Origin of the sequence: Chromobacterium sp. Panama, from assembly GCF_003052555.1 — a bacterium.
In the GTDB taxonomy this organism is placed as follows: Bacteria; Pseudomonadota; Gammaproteobacteria; order Burkholderiales; family Chromobacteriaceae; genus Chromobacterium.
On sequence record NZ_QARX01000001.1, the window covers coordinates 4,418,195 to 4,435,137 of the forward strand.

The 16,943-nt window shown below is 65.4% G+C and carries 23 protein-coding genes; 1 reads left to right on the plus strand and 22 read right to left on the minus strand.

All coding sequences use genetic code 11. The features are described 5' to 3' along the window. Positions 1 to 4 precede the first annotated feature (4 nt). From tatA to DB032_RS19940, 18 genes are all read right to left on the minus strand, one after another. Positions 5 to 214 carry a Sec-independent protein translocase subunit TatA gene (gene tatA, locus DB032_RS19855; protein WP_043589548.1) on the minus strand — a complete coding sequence of 70 codons (210 nt, stop codon included), beginning with the start codon at positions 212 to 214 and terminating at the stop codon, positions 5 to 7. 72 nt (positions 215 to 286) lie between these two features. Then, positions 287 to 613 (minus strand): histidine triad nucleotide-binding protein, encoded by a 327-nt coding sequence (locus DB032_RS19860; protein ID WP_107800982.1) that lies wholly within the window; start codon positions 611 to 613, stop codon positions 287 to 289. A 22-nt stretch (positions 614 to 635) separates the two neighbouring features. After that, positions 636 to 962 carry a phosphoribosyl-ATP diphosphatase gene (locus tag DB032_RS19865; protein ID WP_043589545.1) on the minus strand — a complete coding sequence of 109 codons (327 nt, stop codon included), beginning with the start codon at positions 960 to 962 and terminating at the stop codon, positions 636 to 638. Between the two features lie 124 nt (positions 963 to 1,086). After that, positions 1,087 to 1,479, minus strand: coding sequence for a phosphoribosyl-AMP cyclohydrolase (gene hisI / locus DB032_RS19870; RefSeq protein WP_107800983.1), 393 nt, complete (start codon positions 1,477 to 1,479; stop codon positions 1,087 to 1,089). Positions 1,480 to 1,597: 118 nt separating this feature from the next. Beyond that, entirely contained in the window at positions 1,598 to 2,362 is a 765-nt protein-coding gene (hisF, locus tag DB032_RS19875; protein ID WP_019103912.1) for an imidazole glycerol phosphate synthase subunit HisF, read from the minus strand. Positions 2,363 to 2,439: 77 nt separating this feature from the next. Beyond that, positions 2,440 to 3,180 (minus strand): 1-(5-phosphoribosyl)-5-[(5-phosphoribosylamino)methylideneamino]imidazole-4-carboxamide isomerase, encoded by a 741-nt coding sequence (gene hisA, locus DB032_RS19880; RefSeq protein ID WP_107800984.1) that lies wholly within the window; start codon positions 3,178 to 3,180, stop codon positions 2,440 to 2,442. Positions 3,181 to 3,200: 20 nt separating this feature from the next. Then, positions 3,201 to 3,842: an imidazole glycerol phosphate synthase subunit HisH gene (hisH, locus tag DB032_RS19885; RefSeq protein WP_107802036.1), complete on the minus strand. Its 642-nt coding sequence runs from the start codon at positions 3,840 to 3,842 to the stop codon at positions 3,201 to 3,203. A gap of 82 nt (positions 3,843 to 3,924) precedes the next feature. Continuing rightward, positions 3,925 to 4,518, minus strand: a complete 594-nt coding sequence (gene hisB / locus DB032_RS19890) for an imidazoleglycerol-phosphate dehydratase HisB (protein WP_107800985.1) — start codon at positions 4,516 to 4,518, stop codon at positions 3,925 to 3,927. 3 nt (positions 4,519 to 4,521) lie between these two features. Beyond that, entirely contained in the window at positions 4,522 to 5,592 is a 1,071-nt protein-coding gene (hisC, locus tag DB032_RS19895) for a histidinol-phosphate transaminase (RefSeq protein WP_107800986.1), read from the minus strand. 99 nt (positions 5,593 to 5,691) lie between these two features. Further along, positions 5,692 to 6,681 carry an ABC transporter substrate-binding protein gene (locus tag DB032_RS19900; RefSeq protein WP_107800987.1) on the minus strand — a complete coding sequence of 330 codons (990 nt, stop codon included), beginning with the start codon at positions 6,679 to 6,681 and terminating at the stop codon, positions 5,692 to 5,694. Positions 6,682 to 6,741: 60 nt separating this feature from the next. After that, positions 6,742 to 8,034, minus strand: a complete 1,293-nt coding sequence (gene hisD, locus DB032_RS19905; protein WP_107800988.1) for a histidinol dehydrogenase — start codon at positions 8,032 to 8,034, stop codon at positions 6,742 to 6,744. Positions 8,035 to 8,044: 10 nt separating this feature from the next. Further along, positions 8,045 to 8,686, minus strand: a complete 642-nt coding sequence (gene hisG / locus DB032_RS19910) for an ATP phosphoribosyltransferase (protein WP_107800989.1) — start codon at positions 8,684 to 8,686, stop codon at positions 8,045 to 8,047. Between the two features lie 55 nt (positions 8,687 to 8,741). Beyond that, positions 8,742 to 9,458: a flagellar brake protein gene (locus tag DB032_RS19915; RefSeq protein WP_227105543.1), complete on the minus strand. Its 717-nt coding sequence runs from the start codon at positions 9,456 to 9,458 to the stop codon at positions 8,742 to 8,744. A 93-nt stretch (positions 9,459 to 9,551) separates the two neighbouring features. Next, positions 9,552 to 10,139, minus strand: coding sequence for an SCO family protein (locus DB032_RS19920; protein WP_107800991.1), 588 nt, complete (start codon positions 10,137 to 10,139; stop codon positions 9,552 to 9,554). After that, complete coding sequence (locus DB032_RS19925; protein WP_019102802.1) at positions 10,139 to 11,038, minus strand: heme o synthase; 900 nt, start codon at positions 11,036 to 11,038, stop codon at positions 10,139 to 10,141. Before DB032_RS19925 ends, DB032_RS19920 begins: the two co-directional genes overlap by 1 nt. 25 nt (positions 11,039 to 11,063) lie before the next feature. Further along, complete coding sequence (locus DB032_RS19930; RefSeq protein WP_107802037.1) at positions 11,064 to 12,080, minus strand: heme A synthase; 1,017 nt, start codon at positions 12,078 to 12,080, stop codon at positions 11,064 to 11,066. A gap of 74 nt (positions 12,081 to 12,154) precedes the next feature. Then, complete coding sequence (locus tag DB032_RS19935; protein ID WP_107800992.1) at positions 12,155 to 12,682, minus strand: hypothetical protein; 528 nt, start codon at positions 12,680 to 12,682, stop codon at positions 12,155 to 12,157. Next, positions 12,666 to 13,295, minus strand: coding sequence for an SURF1 family protein (locus DB032_RS19940; RefSeq protein WP_158274378.1), 630 nt, complete (start codon positions 13,293 to 13,295; stop codon positions 12,666 to 12,668). The genes DB032_RS19935 and DB032_RS19940 overlap by 17 nt, the downstream gene beginning before the upstream one ends. A 91-nt stretch (positions 13,296 to 13,386) precedes the next feature. On the opposite strand from DB032_RS19940, the gene DB032_RS19945 reads away from it, so the two are divergent. Continuing rightward, positions 13,387 to 13,584, plus strand: a complete 198-nt coding sequence (locus DB032_RS19945) for a DUF2909 family protein (RefSeq protein WP_019102806.1) — start codon at positions 13,387 to 13,389, stop codon at positions 13,582 to 13,584. A gap of 57 nt (positions 13,585 to 13,641) precedes the next feature. Here DB032_RS19945 and DB032_RS19950 read toward each other — a convergent pair whose 3' ends face one another. From DB032_RS19950 to ctaD, 4 genes are read right to left on the minus strand one after another with little or no spacing between them, the layout of a single operon-like run. Then, positions 13,642 to 14,505 carry a cytochrome c oxidase subunit 3 gene (locus DB032_RS19950; protein WP_107800994.1) on the minus strand — a complete coding sequence of 288 codons (864 nt, stop codon included), beginning with the start codon at positions 14,503 to 14,505 and terminating at the stop codon, positions 13,642 to 13,644. Between the two features lie 21 nt (positions 14,506 to 14,526). Further along, entirely contained in the window at positions 14,527 to 14,703 is a 177-nt protein-coding gene (locus tag DB032_RS19955; protein WP_081544914.1) for a DUF2970 domain-containing protein, read from the minus strand. After that, positions 14,700 to 15,257: a cytochrome c oxidase assembly protein gene (locus tag DB032_RS19960; protein WP_107800995.1), complete on the minus strand. Its 558-nt coding sequence runs from the start codon at positions 15,255 to 15,257 to the stop codon at positions 14,700 to 14,702. The genes DB032_RS19955 and DB032_RS19960 overlap by 4 nt, the downstream gene beginning before the upstream one ends. A gap of 10 nt (positions 15,258 to 15,267) precedes the next feature. Continuing rightward, positions 15,268 to 16,905: a cytochrome c oxidase subunit I gene (gene ctaD, locus DB032_RS19965; protein ID WP_107800996.1), complete on the minus strand. Its 1,638-nt coding sequence runs from the start codon at positions 16,903 to 16,905 to the stop codon at positions 15,268 to 15,270. Between the last annotated feature and the right edge of the window lie 38 nt (positions 16,906 to 16,943).

Sequence of the window (16,943 nt, forward strand, 5' to 3'; positions counted from 1 at the left end):
CGCCTTATTTCTTGTCGGCGTCGCCGTCGATGATGCGGCCGGTTTCAGCCGGCTTGTCCTTGGCGGCCTTGTCGTTCTCGCCGTTCATGCCTTCCTTGAAGCCTTTGACCGCGCCGCCCAGATCTTCACCGATATTGCGCAGTTTCTTGGTGCCGAACACCAGCACCACGATCAGCAATACCACCAGCCAGTGCCAGATGCTGAAAGAACCCATGATTCACTTCCTTATCAAATCGAATTAGTACGCGGAGGCCGCCCGGCCTCCCGCTTCGGGCCCGCGGGCCGATCAGTTATTCTTGTGGCCGAACACATGCACGTGCAGGTGGAACACTTCCTGCCCGCCGCCGCGGCCGGTGTTGATGCCGGTCTTGAAGCCGCCCTCCAGGCCCTGCTCGCGCGCCAGCTTGGGCGCCAGGGTCAGCATCTTGCCCAGCACCGCCTCGTGCTCGGGGCCGCAATGGGCCAGCGAATCCACGTGCAGCTTGGGAATCAGCATGAAATGCACGGGAGCGATCGGACGGATGTCGTGGAAGGCCAGCACATCGTCGTCTTCGTAGATTTTATTGGCCGGAATCTGCCCGGCCACGATTTTGCAGAAGATGCAGTCTGTCATTATTGTCGGCTCTCGCTCAATCTTAAGGGGTGGGGGCGCGGGAGGCCTTTTCATCCAGGCCGGAAATACCCTCGCGCCGCTTCAACTCCATCAGCACGTCCTCGGGCCGCAGGCCATGATAGGTCAGCAACACCATGCTGTGGAACCACAGGTCGGCCACTTCGCGCACCAGATGCAGCTTGTCCTTGTCCTTGGAGGCCATCAGCGTTTCCGCCGCCTCCTCCGCCACTTTCTTCAGAATGGCGTCCTCGCCCTTGTGAAACAGGGACGCCACATAGGAAGACTGGGAACTGGCCTCGCGCCGCGCTTCCAGCGTGTCCGCGATGGTTTTCAGCACATCCTGGCTCATGTCGCTATTCCTTTACGCCGCAACCCCGGCAAGTATATGTCGTTCCGATGGCAAAACGATAACAATCGCCTTGCCGGCTGCCATTCTAACGGCCAGCCGCCGCAAGGCGTTGACCGCGCGCAAGTCAGGCCTTGCCGTAGATGGCGCCCGGGTCCTTCAAGACCGCGTCCACCACTTCCCAATCTTGCCGCGCCGGATCGAAGCGGCGGTAGAAGCAGCTTTCGCGGCCGGTATGGCAGGCGATGCCGCCGGCCTGCTCGATCTGCATCACCACCACGTCGCCGTCGCAGTCCAGCCGCAACTCCTTGACGCTTTGCAGGTGGCCGGAATCCTCGCCCTTCTTCCACAGCTTGCCGCGCGAGCGGCTCCAGTAATGGGCGACGCCGGTTTCGGCGGTCAGGGCCAGGCTGTCGCGATTCATCCACGCCACCATCAGCACCCGGCCGCTGGCGGCGTCCTGGGCGATGGCGGCGACCAGGCCCTTGTCGTCCCATTTGACTTCATCCAACCAATTCATGGCTCACCTTTAGAAGGCCGCGCGCCTTGGCTATGAGTGGCGGCGCAGCAAATGATTCAGCGCGGCGCCCGCTTCGCCTCAAATTAAGACGCCGGCAAGAGTGTCGATCGGAAAGCGCTCACAGCCGCACTTCGATGCCGGCGTCCCGCATCGCCTGCTTGGCCTCCGCCACCGTGTGCTCGCCGAAATGGAAAATACTGGCGGCCAGCACCGCGTCGGCCTTGCCCAGTTTGACCCCGTCCACCAGGTGCTGCAGCGTGCCCACGCCGCCGGAGGCGATCACCGGAATGTCCACCGCTTCCGACACCGCGCGCGTCAGCTCCAGATTGAAGCCTATCTTGGTGCCGTCGCGGTCCATACTGGTCAGCAGGATTTCGCCCGCCCCCAGTTGCTGCATCTGACGCGCCCACGCCACCGCGTCGATGCCGGTGCGCGTGCGGCCGCCGTGGGTGAACACCTCCCAGCGGTCGTTCTCCGGCGTCACCGCCTTGGCGTCCACCGCCACGACGACGCACTGGCTGCCGAAGCGATCGGCCGCCTCGCTCACCAGCTGCGGCCGGGTCACCGCCGCGGTATTGATGCTGACCTTGTCCGCGCCGGCGCTGAGCAGGCGGCGGATGTCCGCCACTTCCCGCACGCCGCCGCCCACGGTCAGCGGAATGAACACCTGCTCCGCCACCGATTCGATCACGTGCAGAATGATGTCGCGCTGGTCCGAGCTGGCGGTGATATCGAGAAAGGTCAGTTCGTCCGCGCCCTGCTCGTTATAGCGGCGGGCGATTTCCACCGGGTCGCCGGCGTCGCGCAGACCCAGGAAGTTGACGCCTTTGACGACGCGACCGGCGGTCACGTCCAGACAGGGGATGATGCGTTTGGCAAGCATATGGGGTCCGGCAAACGGCCAACCGGCCCGAACAGTGCGTACGGGCCGGCATGGCTTGATAAGTCGAGAACAGGCTCTCAGTCCGACAATTCGTCGGCCAGCGTCTGCGCGGCGGCGAAATCGATGCCGCCCTCGTAAATCGCGCGGCCGGTGATCGCGCCTTCGACGCCCTCGTCCTTCACCGCGCACAAGGCGCGGATGTCGTCGAGATTGCTCAGGCCGCCGGAGGCGATCACCGGGATGGTCAGCGCCTGCGCCAGCTTGACGGTGGCGTCGATGTTGACGCCGTTCATCATGCCGTCGCGGCCGATGTCGGTGTAGATCACCGAATTGACGCCGTAGTCCTGGAAGCGTTTGGCCAGATCGATCACCTTGTGGTTGGTGACCTTGGCCCAGCCGTCTATCGCCACCATGCCGTCCTTGGCGTCCAGGCCGACGATGACCTGGCCGGGGAAGGCGTCGCAGGCATCGTGCAGGAAGCCCGGGGTCTTGACCGCGGCGGTGCCGATGATCACGTAGGCCAGGCCCATGTCCAGGTACTTCTCTATGGTGTCCAGATCACGGATGCCGCCGCCCAATTGCACGGGGATTTCATTGCCGACTTCGCCCAGAATATCGCGGATCACCGCCAGATTCTTGGGCTTGCCGGCGAAGGCGCCGTTGAGGTCGACCAGATGCAGGCGGCGAGCGCCCTGATCGCGCCAATGGGCGGCGACTTGCACGGGGTCGTCGGAGAAAACGGTGGCATCGTCCATCACGCCCTGTTTCAGGCGTACGCATTGACCGTCTTTCAGGTCTATCGCGGGTATGAGCAGCATGGTGCTAAATCAAACGTGAGTTAAACACTGCCATCCCAGGCCAGGAAGTTCTTCATCATCTGAAGGCCGGCCCGGTGGCTCTTTTCGGTGTGGAACTGGCTTGCGAAAATGTTCTCACGACCGACAATACAGGAAAACCGCTCAGGGTATTCACTTTCCGCCAACGTCAGGCCCGCATCGGCCGGCGCAAAGTGGTAACTATGCACAAAATAGAAACGCTCGCCGTCGGCGATGCCGGCGAACAAGGGATGGACCCGCGTCTGGAACACCTGGTTCCAGCCCATGTGCGGCACTTTCAAACGCTCGCCCTCGGCGTCGCGCAGCCCGGCGGCAAAACGCGCCACCTTGCCGGGGAACAGGCCCAGGCCTTGAGTCGGCCCCTCCTCGCTTTCCTCGAACAATAGCTGCGCGCCGACGCAGATGCCAAAAAACGGCTTGTTCTTGGTGCTTTCCCTTATCGCCTCGGCCAGCCCGTGCTGGTTCAGCTCGCGCATGCAGTCCGGCATCGCGCCCTGCCCGGGGAAGATCACCTTGTCCGCCTTGAGCACGGCTTCCGGCTCGCTGGTGAGGAAGATGTCCGCGCCGATGTCGTTGACGGCCTGCGCCGACTTGAGCACCGAATGCAGATTGCCCATGCCGTAATCCACTACTGCAACTTTAATCGCCATCCTGCAAGCTCGCTTCGGGGTGTGGCGGCGCTCCGGCCAAATGCGGCCGGAGCCCTGAAAAAACGGCGCGGCCGACTTATGCGGTCAGCGTGCCCTTGGTGGACGGCGTCTGTCCGGCCATGCGCTCGTCCGCCTCACAGGCCATGCGCAAGGCGCGACCGAAGGCCTTGAAGATGGTCTCGGCCTGATGATGGCTGTTGACGCCGCGCAGATTGTCTATGTGCAGCGTGACCATGCTGTGATTGACGAAGCCGTGGAAGAACTCGGAAAACAGGTCGACGTCGAACTGGCCGATGCTGGCGCGGGTGTATTCGACCTGGTATACCAGGCCCGGACGGCCGGACAGGTCGATCACCACCCGGCTCAGCGCCTCGTCCAGCGGCACATAGGCGTGGCCGTAGCGGCGGATACCCTTCTTGTCGCCTATCGCCTTGGCGAAGGCCTGGCCCAGGGTGATGCCGATGTCTTCCACCGTGTGGTGGGCGTCGATATGCAGATCGCCGTGGGCGACCACGTCCAGATCGATCAGGCCGTGGCGGGCGATCTGGTCCATCATGTGGTCGAGAAAGGGCACGCCGGTTTCAAAGCGGCCTACGCCGGCGCCGTCCAGATTCAGGCTGACGGTGATCTGGGTTTCCAGGGTATTGCGGGTAACGGTTGCGGTTCTCATGGCTCAGGCGAAGTAAGCGTCCAGGGCCGCCAACATGGCGTCGTTTTCCTGCGGCGCGCCCACAGTCAGGCGCAGGCATCGCTCCAGCAAGGGGTGGCTGCCGTGCAGTTGCTTGATCAGGATGCCGCTGGCCTTGAAATGCTGGTACAAGGCCAGCGCGTCCGGCACCCGGATGGTGATGAAATTGGCTTCCGACGGGAAGGCTTCGATGGCGGCGTGGCGCGCCAGCCCGGCGGCCAGCCGGCCGCGTTCCTCGCACAGTTCCGCGGCCTGGCGGTTGAACACCTCGATATGGCGCAGCGAGAAGCGCGCGGCGGCCTGGGTCAGCACATTGACGTTGTACGGCGGGCGCACCTTGTCCAGTTCCCGGATCCAGTCGGCGGGGCCGGCGGCGTAACCCAGGCGGATGCCGGCCAGGCCCAGCTTGGACAGCGTGCGCATCACGATCAGATTGTCGCGCAGGCCGGCCAGGTTCATGAAGCTGTCGCTGGCGAAAGCCTGATAGGCCTCGTCCACCACCACAAGGCCGGGCGCGGCCTCGCAGATCGCTTCCACCTCGGCGCGGGCGAAGCGCGGGCCGGTCGGGTTGTTGGGGTAGGACACGAACACCACCGCCGGCTGATGCTCGGCGATGGCCGCCAGCGTCGCCGGCAGGTCCAGGCTGAAATCGGAACGCAGCGGCACGCCGACATAGTCCAGGCCGGAGAACAGCGCGTTCATCTTGTACATCACGAAGGACGGCTCCAGCGCCAGCAACTTGGCGCCGGGACGGGCCAGCGCCTGCGCCACCAGGGTGATCAGCTCGTCGGAGCCGTTGCCCAGCAGCACTTCGGCCGGCTCCGGGATGGAAAACGCCTGCTTCAGCTGGGCTTTCAGCGTGCCGCCGGACGGGTCCGGATAACGGTTGACGGCGACGTCGGCCAGCGTCCGCGCCAGTTCCTGGCGCAGCTCGGCCGGCAGCGGCCACGGATTCTCCATGGCGTCCAGCTTGATGTAGCCGTCGGCGGAGGCTACCGGGTAGGCGCTGATGGCGGCGATCTCATCGCGCACCAGCTGTCGGACGGACTTTTTCATGACTTCGCAATCGGCCTGGCGGCCAACAAAAGCCCCGCGGGCGGAGCCGTATTATCGGAAAAGACGAAAAGCTATAGTAGCGTGTTCATTCGCTTTCAGCTACTCGACCCAATTCGCCCGTTCCCGCAGCCGCGCCGGCAGCTCTATGCGGTCTCGCGCCAGGCCTTCGCGGCTGAAAACATAGCGGCCTTCCGACGGCGTCACCGGGAACAGGCTGGCCACCGGCTTGCCGTGGAACAACACTTGCTCGGCCAGCTTGGCCGCCTCGCGGCCCTGCTCGTAGCCGGACAGCACCAGGCCGCCGGCGGCCTTGTCCTTGCCCACGGCGAAATCCCAGAACGCGAACAGCGGCAGCTTGGCGTGGGCGGCGGTCCAACGCAGCACTTCATCGCCGGGCACCACCTTGCCGCCGGCGTCGCGCAGGGTGAAGTAAAGGCCGATCCAGATCGCCTGATAGCGGCCGGCGGCGCCCAGCACCCGCCGCTGCCAGTCCGCATAGGAGCCGGTCAAGGCCAGGTCGACGTGGATATTGGCCAGCAGCATGGTGTCGCGGCCGACGAAGGTCTCGTCGCGGATGATGCGCGAGGTGAGATCGTCGTCGAACAGCACCAGCGCGCTGCGCAGGCCTTTGACGGTTTTGCCCAATTCGAAGACGCTGCGCAGAATCAACGGCCGCTCCAGCACGCCGCTGACGCCCGACGCCGCGCCCGGGAAGTAATTGCGCGGATTGTTGTTGATGCCCAGATAGATCACCGGGACGCCCCGCTGGGCCAGCTTGCTGCCCACTCTTTGCAAGGCGGCGTCGTCGCCGACGATGACGAGCTCAGGTTTTATTTTCGCCGCCATCGCCAGTGCTTCGTCGGCGCGCGCCTGATGCTGGGCCGGCGGCAGACGCTTGGTGTCCATCGCGTAATAGCTCAGCTGCGCACGCTTGCCCAGGCGCTCCTGCAGGGCGCGGCGGTAATCCTGATCCCAGGGGTAGTCGCTGTGATAGCTCTCCACCACCAGCACCCGCGGTTGCGCCCCTGCCGCCGCGGACAAGAAAAAGGCCAGACAGAGTCCGGCCATGATGCGTTTCAGCCCAGCCATCGCCTTCTCCGGTTACCTATCCAGATTAAGCGATGAAGCGGCGTTTCGCCTCCAGCGGCGCTAGGCATCCAGCCTCAGCTCCGCCGCGCGCGCATGCGCGCTCAGGCCTTCGCCGTGGGCCAGCAGGCTGGCGACCTGGCCCAGCGTCTGCGCGCCGGCCTGGGACACCCGGATCAGGCTGCTGCGCTTCTGGAAGTCGTACACGCCCAGCGGGCTGGCGAAACGCGCGGTGCGGCTGGTGGGCAGCACGTGGTTGGGGCCGGCGCAGTAATCGCCCAGGCTCTCCGAAGTGAAACGGCCCATGAAGATGGCGCCGGCGTGACGGATCAACGGCAACAGCTCGTCCGGATGGGCCACCGACAGTTCCAGATGCTCGGGCGCGATGTAGTTGGCGATCTCACAGGCTTGCGCCAGATCGCCGACCTGGATCAGCGCGCCGCGATTGCCGAGGCTGGCCTCGATGATGGCGCGGCGCGGCATCTGCGGCAGCAGTCTGGCGATGCTGGCCTCGACCTGGGCGATATAGTCCGCCGACGGGCACAGCAGGATGGCCTGGGCGATTTCATCGTGCTCGGCCTGGCTGAACAAATCCATGGCCACCCAGTCCGGCGGGGTGTCGCCGTCGCAGATCACCAGGATTTCGGACGGGCCGGCCACCATGTCGATGCCCACCACGCCGAAGACCCGGCGCTTGGCCGCGGCGACGTAGGCGTTGCCCGGGCCGGTGATCTTGTCGACCTGGGGCACGGTCTCGGTGCCGTAGGCCAAGGCCGCCACCGCCTGGGCGCCGCCGCAAGTGAACACTTTGTCCACGCCGGCGATGTAGGCGGCGGCCAGCACCAGATCGTTGCGCTCGCCGTCCGGCGTCGGCACCACCATGATGATTTCGCCGACGCCGGCCACCTTGGCCGGCATCGCGTTCATCAACACCGAGCTGGGATAGGCGGCCTTGCCGCCCGGCACGTAGATGCCGACGCGGTCCAGCGGCGTCACCTGCTGGCCCAGCAAGGTGCCGTCCTCGTCCTGATAACTCCAGGAATGCGCCAGTTGCTTCTCGTGATAGCGGCGCACCCGTTCCGCGGCGGTGCTCAGCGCGTGGCGCACCGGATCGCTCAGCCGGTGGAAGGCGGCTTCCAGTTGCTCGCGCGACAGCGTCAGATCGGCCATCGAGACCGCGCGCATGCGGTCGAAGCGGTTGGTGTAGTCGATCACCGCGGCGTCGCCGCGCGCCTTGACGTCGTCGCAGATGGCGGCGACGGCGGCGTCGACGGCCGGGTCCTGCGCGGTTTCAAAGGCCAGCAGCGCCTGCAGGCGGGCGGTGAAATCGGCTTGGGAAGAGGACAGTTTCAGCATGGAGCGGACCTCAGGCCGGCACGGCGCCGGCGAATGCGTCCAGCACCGGCTGGATCACGTCGTGTTTGAGCTTGAGCGCGGCCTGGTTGACCACCAGCCGCGAACTGATGTCGACGATGTGTTCGACCGCGACCAGATCGTTGGCGCGCAGCGTGCCGCCGGTGGAGACCAGGTCCACGATGGCGTCGGCCAGGCCGACCAGCGGCGCCAGCTCCATCGAACCGTAGAGCTTGATGATGTCCACATGCACGCCCTTGCGGGCGAAATGCTCGCGCGCGATCTGCGGATACTTGGTGGCGATCTTCAGGCGCGCGCCGCGGCGCACCGCGGCCTCGTAGTCGAAGCCGTTCTGCACCGCCACCATCATATTGCATTTGGCGATATTGAGATCCAGCGGCTGGTACAGGCCGGCGCCGCCGTGCTCGATCAGCACGTCGCGGCCGGCGATGCCCAGATCGGCGGCGCCGTACTGGACATAGGTCGGCACGTCGGACGCGCGCACGATCACCAGCCGCACGCCCGGATGGTTGGTGCCGATGATCAGTTTGCGCGAGGCTTCCGGGTCCTCCGCCGGCAAAATGCCGGCGGCGGCCAGCAGGGGCAGGGTCTCTTCAAAGATGCGCCCTTTGGACAGGGCAATAGTCAGCTTCATGATGTCTTGCGGCAAGGATGACGAAATCGAGGTTAAGGCGAAGCGGCGCGCGGATTCAGCCGACCAGCGCGCGGCGTTCGCGCTCCAGCAGGCCGACGTAGCGCTGAATCAGCGTCTCCATCGCCGGCGTCAGCCCCAGATAGGAGCAACCGATGCGCACAGCCTCGTTGCCGTTGCGCAGCTTGGCGGCCAGCCGGTGACGGACTTCCAGCCCGATATGCAGCCCGCCCAGCGGTTTCAGGTCCAGCGTGCAGCGCTGGTATTGCTGGCCGATGTCGAAGCCGGGCGTGGCCGGCTGCGGCAGCCACATGCTGACGCCGCCCAGGCTGACGTCGAACAAGGCCAGGTCGATGGGCTTGTGCGGGTAATCGGCCACATGGCACATCACCGGGCTGGCCGCCGGGGTCTGGATGCGGAAGAATTCGCGGCGCTGCAGCTTGATCACCTGCTCGGGCAAATCCGCCTGGAAGGCGGGCTGGCCCTCCCAGTCTATCCGGCGCACCTGGCCGGTGACGAACTGGGTCTTGACGCCCTCCGGCGAGCAGACGAAGACATTGCGCTCGCTGGCCAGCAGATGTTCATTGGTCTCCGGGTCCGCGCCCCAGTCGAACACCAGCGTGCCCGCCTTATGGTCCACCTCCAGGAAACGAGTCAGGATGAAGGTTTTTCCCTTATTGGAAAACACCGTCACCATGTGGCCATTCTTGGCGATGCCGGCCAGATGATGGGCGATCTCCACCGACGTGGACAGCGTGTATTTGGCGAGGTCCAACGATGGCTGCGAGCCGGATGTTGCGCCAGCGTTATGGTCGTTGCTCACTTTGATCCGACTTTCATGTCTGCGTCAGTTTCCGATACGCCAAGTTTAGCGTAACAACTGGCCAATATCATGAGCCAAGCTCGCCGACGGCGTGCCATAGACCTCAAACACTCGCAAACGGCCCTGTTTATCCAACAGATAGGAGCCGGCGCTGTGGTCCACGCTATAGCCGCCACCCGGCTGGCTCACCCGCTGGGCGACGACCTTGTATTGATTCTTGATCTGCTCGACCTCGCCAGCCGTGCCGGTCAGACCGACGAAGCTTCGATTGAAATGCGGCACATAGCCGGCCAGCACCTGCGGCGTGTCGCGTTCCGGGTCTATGCTGACGAACAGCACCTGCACCTGGCTGGCCTGCTCGCCCAGCTGCTTCACCGCCGCAGCGTATTCCAGCATGGTGGTGGGGCAGACGTCCGGGCAATGGGTGTAGCCGAAGAACAGCGCCACCACCTTGCCCTGGTATTGGGACAGGCTGCGGCGCTGGCCTTGGTGGTCGGTCAGCGTGAAATCGCCGCCTATCGACGCGCCGGCGACGTCGGTGCCTTTCAAATCCAGCTTGGGTTCATTCGGCGAGCACGCGGCCAGCCACAACGGCAGCAGCAGCCAGCCGGCGAGTTTTATCAATTTGCGCATCAGGAAACGGGTATCAGCCAGTAATGGTCTATCAGCAGGGCCGCGAACAGCCAGGTCAGATACCAGATCGACCAGGCGAAGGCGCGGCGGGCCAGAGCGTCAGCATACTGGCGATGCAGGCGCACGGCAAGGAAGAGCAACCGCGCGTCCAGCGCCAGCGCCGCCAGCAGATAGAGCCAGCCGGCCGCGCCCATCGCCACCGGCAACAGGGTGATGGCCGACAACAGCAGCGAGTACAGCAAGATGGACAGCGTGGTGAAACGCTGGCCGTGAGTCACCGGCAGCATGGGCAGCCCGGCGCGGGCGTAATCGTCGCGGCGGTACAGCGCCAGCGCCCAGAAATGCGGCGGCGTCCAGGCGTAGATGATCAGGAACAGCACCAGCGCGAACGCGTGCACCTCCCCGGTCATCGCCGCCCAGCCCAGCACCGGCGGCATCGCGCCGCTGGCGCCGCCGATCACGATGTTCTGCGGCGTATTGGGCTTGAGCAGCAGGGTGTAGACGATGGCGTAGCCGACGAAGGTGGCCAGCGTCAGCCAGGCGGTCAAGGCGTTGACCAGGCCGGCCAGCAAGGCCATGCCGATGCCGCCGGCGGTCAGCGCGATGATCAGGGTCTCGGCCGCGCCGGCCTCGCCGCGGGCGGTGGCGCGCCAGGCGGTGCGGCGCATATTGGCGTCCACCGTGCGCTCCACCAGGCAATTGATCATCGCCGCCGCGCCGGCCACCAGCGCGATGCCGGCGGTGGCCGGCAACAGGCGCGCCGGATCCGGCCAGCCCGGCCCCGCCAGAAACATGCCGATCACCGCGCAGAATACGATCAGCCCCACTACCCGGGGCTTGGCCAGTTGCATCAAGGCGACCGCGTGCTGGCGCGCCTGCTGAAGCTCCGCTGCGTTCATGTTTTTCCCCCTCAGGATGCGGCGCTCAAACCCATTCGCGATGGTTTTTGGAAAGACGAGGCAAAGGCCCGACCGGCCGCGCCTGCGCGGCGCGCGCCGGCCTCAGCCGCAGCGCCAGCAGGCTGCTGATCAGCAGCAGACAGGCGGCGCCGGCGTTATGCAGCACCGCCACCGGCAAGGGCAGCGCCAGCAACACATTGGCGACGCCCAGCCCGATCTGCAGCGACAGCGCCGCCAGCAAGCAACACAGGTGGCCGCGCAGCGCCGGCAGCCGCCAGCCGGCGCGCGCCGCGCTCAGGCACAAGACGGTCACCAGGGCGGCGCCCAGCCGGTGCAGCCAATGCACCGCCACCAGATTGCCCACCGCCAGCGGGCTGCCGTCCGGCGCCTCGCCCAAGGCGCGGAACAGATGGAAAGCGTGTTCGAAGCGCATCTGCGGCCACCATTCGCCATTGCAGGCGGGAAAGCCCTGACAGGCCAGCGCGGCGTAGTTGGTGGACACCCAGCCGCCCAGGGCCAATTGCAAAGCCACCGCCAGCGCCAGAGCGCGCGCCAGCCAGCTCAACGACGCCGGCGCGTCCACCGGAGCGAGCCGCGGCGACAGCGCCAGCCAGGCCAGCAGCAGCAGCACCGACACGCCCCCGATAAGGTGCAGGGTGACGATGGCCGGCTTGAGCAGCAAGGTCACCGTCCACATGCCCAGCAAGCCCTGGAGCAGCACCACCGCCAACAGCGTCCCGGCGACGCGGCGGTGGCGTTTCCGCCGCCACGCCTGCCAGCCGATGGCGACGATCAGCGCGCCGAGCGCGCCGGCCAGATAGCGATGGCTCATTTCCTTCCAGGCCTTGCCCAGGCTGACCGGGCCGTCCGGGCTCTGGGCTTGCTGTTGCTGAATGCGTTCCGCGGCGTGATGCGGGGAGATCTGGCCGTAACAGCCCGGCCAGTCCGGACAGCCCAGCCCGGCGTCGGACAGGCGCACATAAGCGCCGAAAGGCACGACCACGCATGCCAGGATGAATGCCAGCCAGATCAGTCGCCTCATGCTGCTCTCCCCTTGTCGAGCGGCCAAGAAACTGCGGATGTCGCGGGCCGCGCGGGCGCCGCGGCTTAACAAGCTCAACCGATGCCGTTATTGGTTTTCAGCACGCGGCCTATTTCCTGGATCACTTTCTTGGGATCGGCGGCGTCGGGATAGAACAAGACCTGGTTGCCCAAGGGGTCCACCAGGTAGTAGCCGCCGCCGTCGACGTCCGTCTGCGCGGTTTGCACGATGTGGGTGGCGTCCACCTCCTCGTGCGCGGCGCTCTCCTGCCAGCCCAGCCGGGTCAGACGGCCGGCGGCCTCGCCCTGCGCGCGCTGAATCTGGCGCATCGCGAAAAAGCGCTGCTGGCAACGTGTCTGGCAGCCCGGTTCTATCCTGGCCGCCAACACCCATTTGCCGCGCGGCCATCCTTGCGCGCCGGTCAGCGCGAACGGCCGCGTCGGCAACAATTGGCCGTAGCTCTTGCCGCCCTGCGGCGGCATCAGCCGGTAAGCCGCCCAAGAGGCGAGCACCGGCGCCAGGCAGATGGCAGCCATCAGCAGCAGCTTGAGCCGGCCGCGGCGCCGGGACGGCTCGGGGGACGCTTCATCGACGCGGCTCATGGGAACGTCTCCTCAGCGAATGCAAGGACAGCAGCAATAACAGGCCCAGCAGCAGCCACTGCGCCGCATAGGCGTAATGGCGCTCCGGCATGAATTCCGGCAGCACCGGCCAATGCCGCAGCGGGTCCGGCGAGTGCTCCAGCACCACCACGCCCTGATGCCAATGGCCGGGGTAGCGCTGGCGCAGCGCGGCCATGTCGATGGCGTCGACGCGGCCCTCCACGCCGGCCACCGCGCCGGGCAGCACGAAGTGGCGCGGCAGCGGCATCCAGTGTCCGCGCAAGGTCAGCGTTTTCGGATCGACGGCGGGCGGCGTCACGCCGTCGGCCAGCCAGCCCAGGTCCAACAGGGCCATCGCGCCGTCTTCCAGCCGCCAGGGTTGCAGCATGCGCCGGCCCTTGACCTCGCCCAGATAGCTGTTTTCCAACAGCAAGGCCGGGCCGGCCGGCTGCGCGCCGGGCAGCGCCACCCGGCTGAATTCCGGCTGCGGGCGGGCCTCGCGATAAATCAGGCTGACCGGCGGCACGCCGATGGCGCTGGTCAGCGAGCGCAATAATTCGGCCTTTTCCTGCGCGCGCTGCCATTGCCAGGCCGCCAAAAAGAAAGGCAGCACCGCCATGGCCAATAAACACAGCCAAACCAGCCGTTTGCCGCTAGACTTCAAAGCTGTAGATCGACGGCCCAATCGACCGGGGGATTCCGCAATGAAACTTGTCATTCTGTTCTTGCTCGCCTGCATCGTGCTTGCCCTGTTCTGGGGCCTGACCGGCCTGCTGAAGTCCGATCAAGGCTCTCAACGTCTGGTTCGCTCCCTCACTTTGCGCATCGGCCTGTCCATCGGCCTGTTCCTGCTCTTGCTGCTGGGCGCGCTGTTCGGCTGGTGGCGCCCTCATCAAGCTTAGCCGAGCCGACCGCCCTCGTCCCGGCGCGGCCCCTGGCCTTTGGTCCGGCCGCGCGGTTCACAGCCAGTAGACGAAGACGAACAGCAACAGCCACACCACGTCGACGAAGTGCCAGTACCAGGCCGCCGCCTCGAAGGCGAAATGATGCTGGCCGTCGAAATGCCCGCGCATCACCCTCAGCCACACCACCGCCAGAATGATGGTGCCCAAGAGCACGTGCAGGCCGTGAAAACCGGTCAGCATGAAGAAAGTCATGCCGTAAGCGCCGGAGGCCAGGCTCAGATTCAACTCGCTCATCGCGTGGCCGTATTCGTACATCTGCAGGCAGAGGAACAAGCTGCCCAGCAACACGGTCAACAGCAGCCCCAGCTTCAATTGCGCGCGCCGGCCTTGCAGCAGCGCCCAATGCGCCCAGGTCACCATCGCGCCGGAACTCAGCAGGATCAGGGTATTCAGCGTCGGCAGGCCCCAGGCCCCCATCGCCTGATAGGGCTTGGTGATGCCCGGCCCGGTCAGCAGCGGCCAGGACGGCTCGAAATCCGGGTACAAGATTTTGTAGTCCATCTCGCCCAAGGTCGGCACCGACACCACCCGCACCCAGTACAAGGCGCCGAAGAAGGCGCCGAAGAACATCACCTCGGAGAAGATGAACCAGCCCATGCCCCAGCGGAAGGACATGTCTTCCTTGCCCTGGTAGTCGCCGTGCCGGCTTTCGCGGATCACGTCGCCGAACCAGCCGAACAACATATAGATCAGTATCAGCGCGCCCACGCCCAGCGACAGCTTGCCCAGCGGCTGGCCGTTGACGGCGAAAGCCGCGCCCAAGCCCAGGCAGAACAGCGCCACCGCGCCCACCGCCGGCCAGCGCGATGGCTGCGGCACAAAGTAATGCGTCTGTTCCCGCTCGTTCGCTGTCGTCATTGCGTTCTCCCTGCACACCGATTAGGACGTGGCCAGCCGCACCACCAATAGCAACACGCCGATAAAAGTCGCCGCCAGCAGCAGCGCGGTCAGTATCAGCTGCAGCGGCGAGAGCTTGCTGTCCTCGCGCGCGTCCGCCTTGCGGCGCACGCCGAAAAAGGCGGACAACACCGCCAAAACGCCTTGCCATGCCCTCATGAGCCCGCTCCCGCATTGCCCGGCACGTCAAACACGGTATAGGCCAGCGTGATGCTGTCTATTGAGGCCGGCAAGCGCTTGTCGACGACGAACACCACCGGAAAGCGTCTGGTTTCGCCGGGCGCGAAGGCCTGCTGGCGGAAGCAGAAGCACTCCAGCTTCTTGACGTACTCGCCGGCGGCGGCGGGCAGATAGCGCGGAATCGCCTGCCCCACCACCCGCTGACCGCTGGCGTTGGTGATTTCGTACTCCACTTGCACAAACTGGCCGGGCTTCACCTTGAGCCGGGTCTGCAAGGGCCGCACCTGCCACGGCAGGCCGGCCTGCACCGTGGCGTCGAAAGTCATGTCCACCTCGTGCGCCGCCGCGCCGCCGTTTGTCGCCGTGTCGTCCAGGCTGTCCGCCTTGACCACGTCGTTGAGGCCGGTGACTTCGCACACCACCTTGTACAGCGGGATCAGCCCCCAGGCGAAAACGAACATCAGCAAGGCCACCACCGCCAGTTTCTTCATCAGCTGGCGGTTGCTGCGGCCCTGCTTGGCGGCGGCGTCCATCGCATCGTCCTCAGTGGTGCTCGCCGCCGGTGCTGGACACCACCACGCCGTTTTCAATCACCTCCAGCTGCGGCGCTTCGGCGAAGCTGTGGTAGGGCGCCGGGGTGGGAATCGCCCACTCCAGCGTATTGGCGCCCTCCCACGGATGCTGCGGCGCGGGCTTGCCGTGGCGCAGCGAGCGCAGGATGTTGTAGAGGAAGATCAACTGCCCCAGGCCGAACATGAAGGCGCCGATGCTGGCCAGCTGGTTGAATTCGGTGAATTGCAGCGCGTAGTCGGGAATCCGCCGCGGCATGCCGGCGAGGCCGAGGAAGTGCATGGGGAAGAAGGTGACGTTGAACCACAGCAAGGACCACCAGAAATGCAGCTTGCCCAGGCCCTCGTGGTACATCTTGCCCGTCATCTTGGGAAACCAGTAATAGATGGCGGAGAACAGGCTGAACAGCGCCCCGGCCACCAGCACGTAATGGAAATGGGCGACCACGTAGTAGCTGGCGTGCAGCTGGATGTCCACCGCCGCCACGCTGAGGGTGACGCCGGACAGGCCGCCTATGGTGAACAGCAGGATGAAGCCGATGGCGAACAGCATGGGCGTTTCAAACGTCATGCTGCCCTCCCACATGGTGGCCACCCAGTTGAACACTTTGACCCCGGTGGGCACCGCGATCAGCATGGTCGCGTACATGAAGAACAGCTGGGCGGTGGCCGGCATGCCGGTGGCGAACATATGGTGCGCCCACACCATGAAGGACAGGATGCCGATGCTGGAGGTGGCGTAAACCATGGAGGCGTAGCCGAACAAGGGCTTGCGGGCGAAGGTGGGAATCACCTGGCTGACGATGCCGAAGGCCGGCAGCGCCATGATGTAGACCTCGGGATGGCCGAAGAACCAGAACACGTGCTGATACAGGATGGGGTCGCCGCCGCCGGCGGCGTTGAAGAAATGGGTGCCGAAGTGACGGTCGGTCAACACCATGGTGACCACGCCGGCCAGGACCGGCATCACCGCGATGATCAGGTAGGCGGTGATCAGCGAGGCCCAGGCGAACATCGGCATCTTCATCATGGTCATGCCCGGCGCGCGCAGATTGAGGATGGTGACGATGATGTTGATCGACCCCATGATGGAGCTGACGCCCATGATGTGGATGGCGAAGATGGTCATGTCCATGCCCATGCCCATCTGGGTGGACAAGGGCGCGTACAGCGTCCAGCCGGCCGCCGCCGCGCCGCCGGGCACGATGAAGGACAGCAGGAGCAGCAGCGCCGCCGGCGGCAGCAGCCAGAAGCTCCAGTTGTTCATCCGGGCGAAAGCCATGTCCGGCGCGCCTATCATCAGCGGCAGCATCCAGTTGGCCAGGCCGGTGAAGGCCGGCATGATGGCGCCGAACACCATGATCAGGCCGTGCAGGGTGGTGAACTGGTTGAACAGCTCCGGCTGAAAGAACTGCAGGCCGGGCTGGAACAGTTCGGCACGGATGCACAGCGCCATCACCCCGCCGGACAGGAACATGATGAAGGAGAACCACAGATACATCGAACCGATGTCCTTGTGGTTGGTGGCCGCCAGCCAGCGCATGATGCCGCGCGGGCGCTCGTGATGCCCCGGCGCGTGCCCGGCATGGCCGGCGTCATCGACAATTGCCATATCGCTCTCCTTGCATGGGTTCGCCGCCGCTCCCGGCC

Bases quoted from the DNA above. Each gene is read 5' to 3' on its own strand.
- DB032_RS19930 (WP_107802037.1), bottom strand. From the start codon at position 12,080: ATGAGGCGACTGATCTGGCTGGCATTCATCCTGGCATGCGTGGTCGTG.
- ctaD (WP_107800996.1), bottom strand. From the start codon at position 16,905: ATGGCAATTGTCGATGACGCCGGCCATGCCGGGCACGCGCCGGGGCAT.
- DB032_RS19960 (WP_107800995.1), bottom strand. From the start codon at position 15,257: ATGGACGCCGCCGCCAAGCAGGGCCGCAGCAACCGCCAGCTGATGAAG.
- hisI (WP_107800983.1), bottom strand. From the start codon at position 1,479: ATGAATTGGTTGGATGAAGTCAAATGGGACGACAAGGGCCTGGTCGCC.
- hisF (WP_019103912.1), bottom strand. From the start codon at position 2,362: ATGCTTGCCAAACGCATCATCCCCTGTCTGGACGTGACCGCCGGTCGC.
- DB032_RS19955 (WP_081544914.1), bottom strand. From the start codon at position 14,703: ATGAGGGCATGGCAAGGCGTTTTGGCGGTGTTGTCCGCCTTTTTCGGC.
- DB032_RS19935 (WP_107800992.1), bottom strand. From the start codon at position 12,682: ATGAGCCGCGTCGATGAAGCGTCCCCCGAGCCGTCCCGGCGCCGCGGC.
- hisA (WP_107800984.1), bottom strand. From the start codon at position 3,180: ATGCTGCTCATACCCGCGATAGACCTGAAAGACGGTCAATGCGTACGC.
- tatA (WP_043589548.1), bottom strand. From the start codon at position 214: ATGGGTTCTTTCAGCATCTGGCACTGGCTGGTGGTATTGCTGATCGTG.
- DB032_RS19900 (WP_107800987.1), bottom strand. From the start codon at position 6,681: ATGGCTGGGCTGAAACGCATCATGGCCGGACTCTGTCTGGCCTTTTTC.
- hisC (WP_107800986.1), bottom strand. From the start codon at position 5,592: ATGAAAAAGTCCGTCCGACAGCTGGTGCGCGATGAGATCGCCGCCATC.
- DB032_RS19925 (WP_019102802.1), bottom strand. From the start codon at position 11,038: ATGAACGCAGCGGAGCTTCAGCAGGCGCGCCAGCACGCGGTCGCCTTG.
- DB032_RS19950 (WP_107800994.1), bottom strand. From the start codon at position 14,505: ATGACGACAGCGAACGAGCGGGAACAGACGCATTACTTTGTGCCGCAG.
- DB032_RS19860 (WP_107800982.1), bottom strand. From the start codon at position 613: ATGACAGACTGCATCTTCTGCAAAATCGTGGCCGGGCAGATTCCGGCC.
- DB032_RS19945 (WP_019102806.1), top strand. From the start codon at position 13,387: ATGAAACTTGTCATTCTGTTCTTGCTCGCCTGCATCGTGCTTGCCCTG.
- hisG (WP_107800989.1), bottom strand. From the start codon at position 8,686: ATGAAGCTGACTATTGCCCTGTCCAAAGGGCGCATCTTTGAAGAGACC.
- DB032_RS19920 (WP_107800991.1), bottom strand. From the start codon at position 10,139: ATGCGCAAATTGATAAAACTCGCCGGCTGGCTGCTGCTGCCGTTGTGG.
- hisD (WP_107800988.1), bottom strand. From the start codon at position 8,034: ATGCTGAAACTGTCCTCTTCCCAAGCCGATTTCACCGCCCGCCTGCAG.
- DB032_RS19865 (WP_043589545.1), bottom strand. From the start codon at position 962: ATGAGCCAGGATGTGCTGAAAACCATCGCGGACACGCTGGAAGCGCGG.
- hisB (WP_107800985.1), bottom strand. From the start codon at position 4,518: ATGAGAACCGCAACCGTTACCCGCAATACCCTGGAAACCCAGATCACC.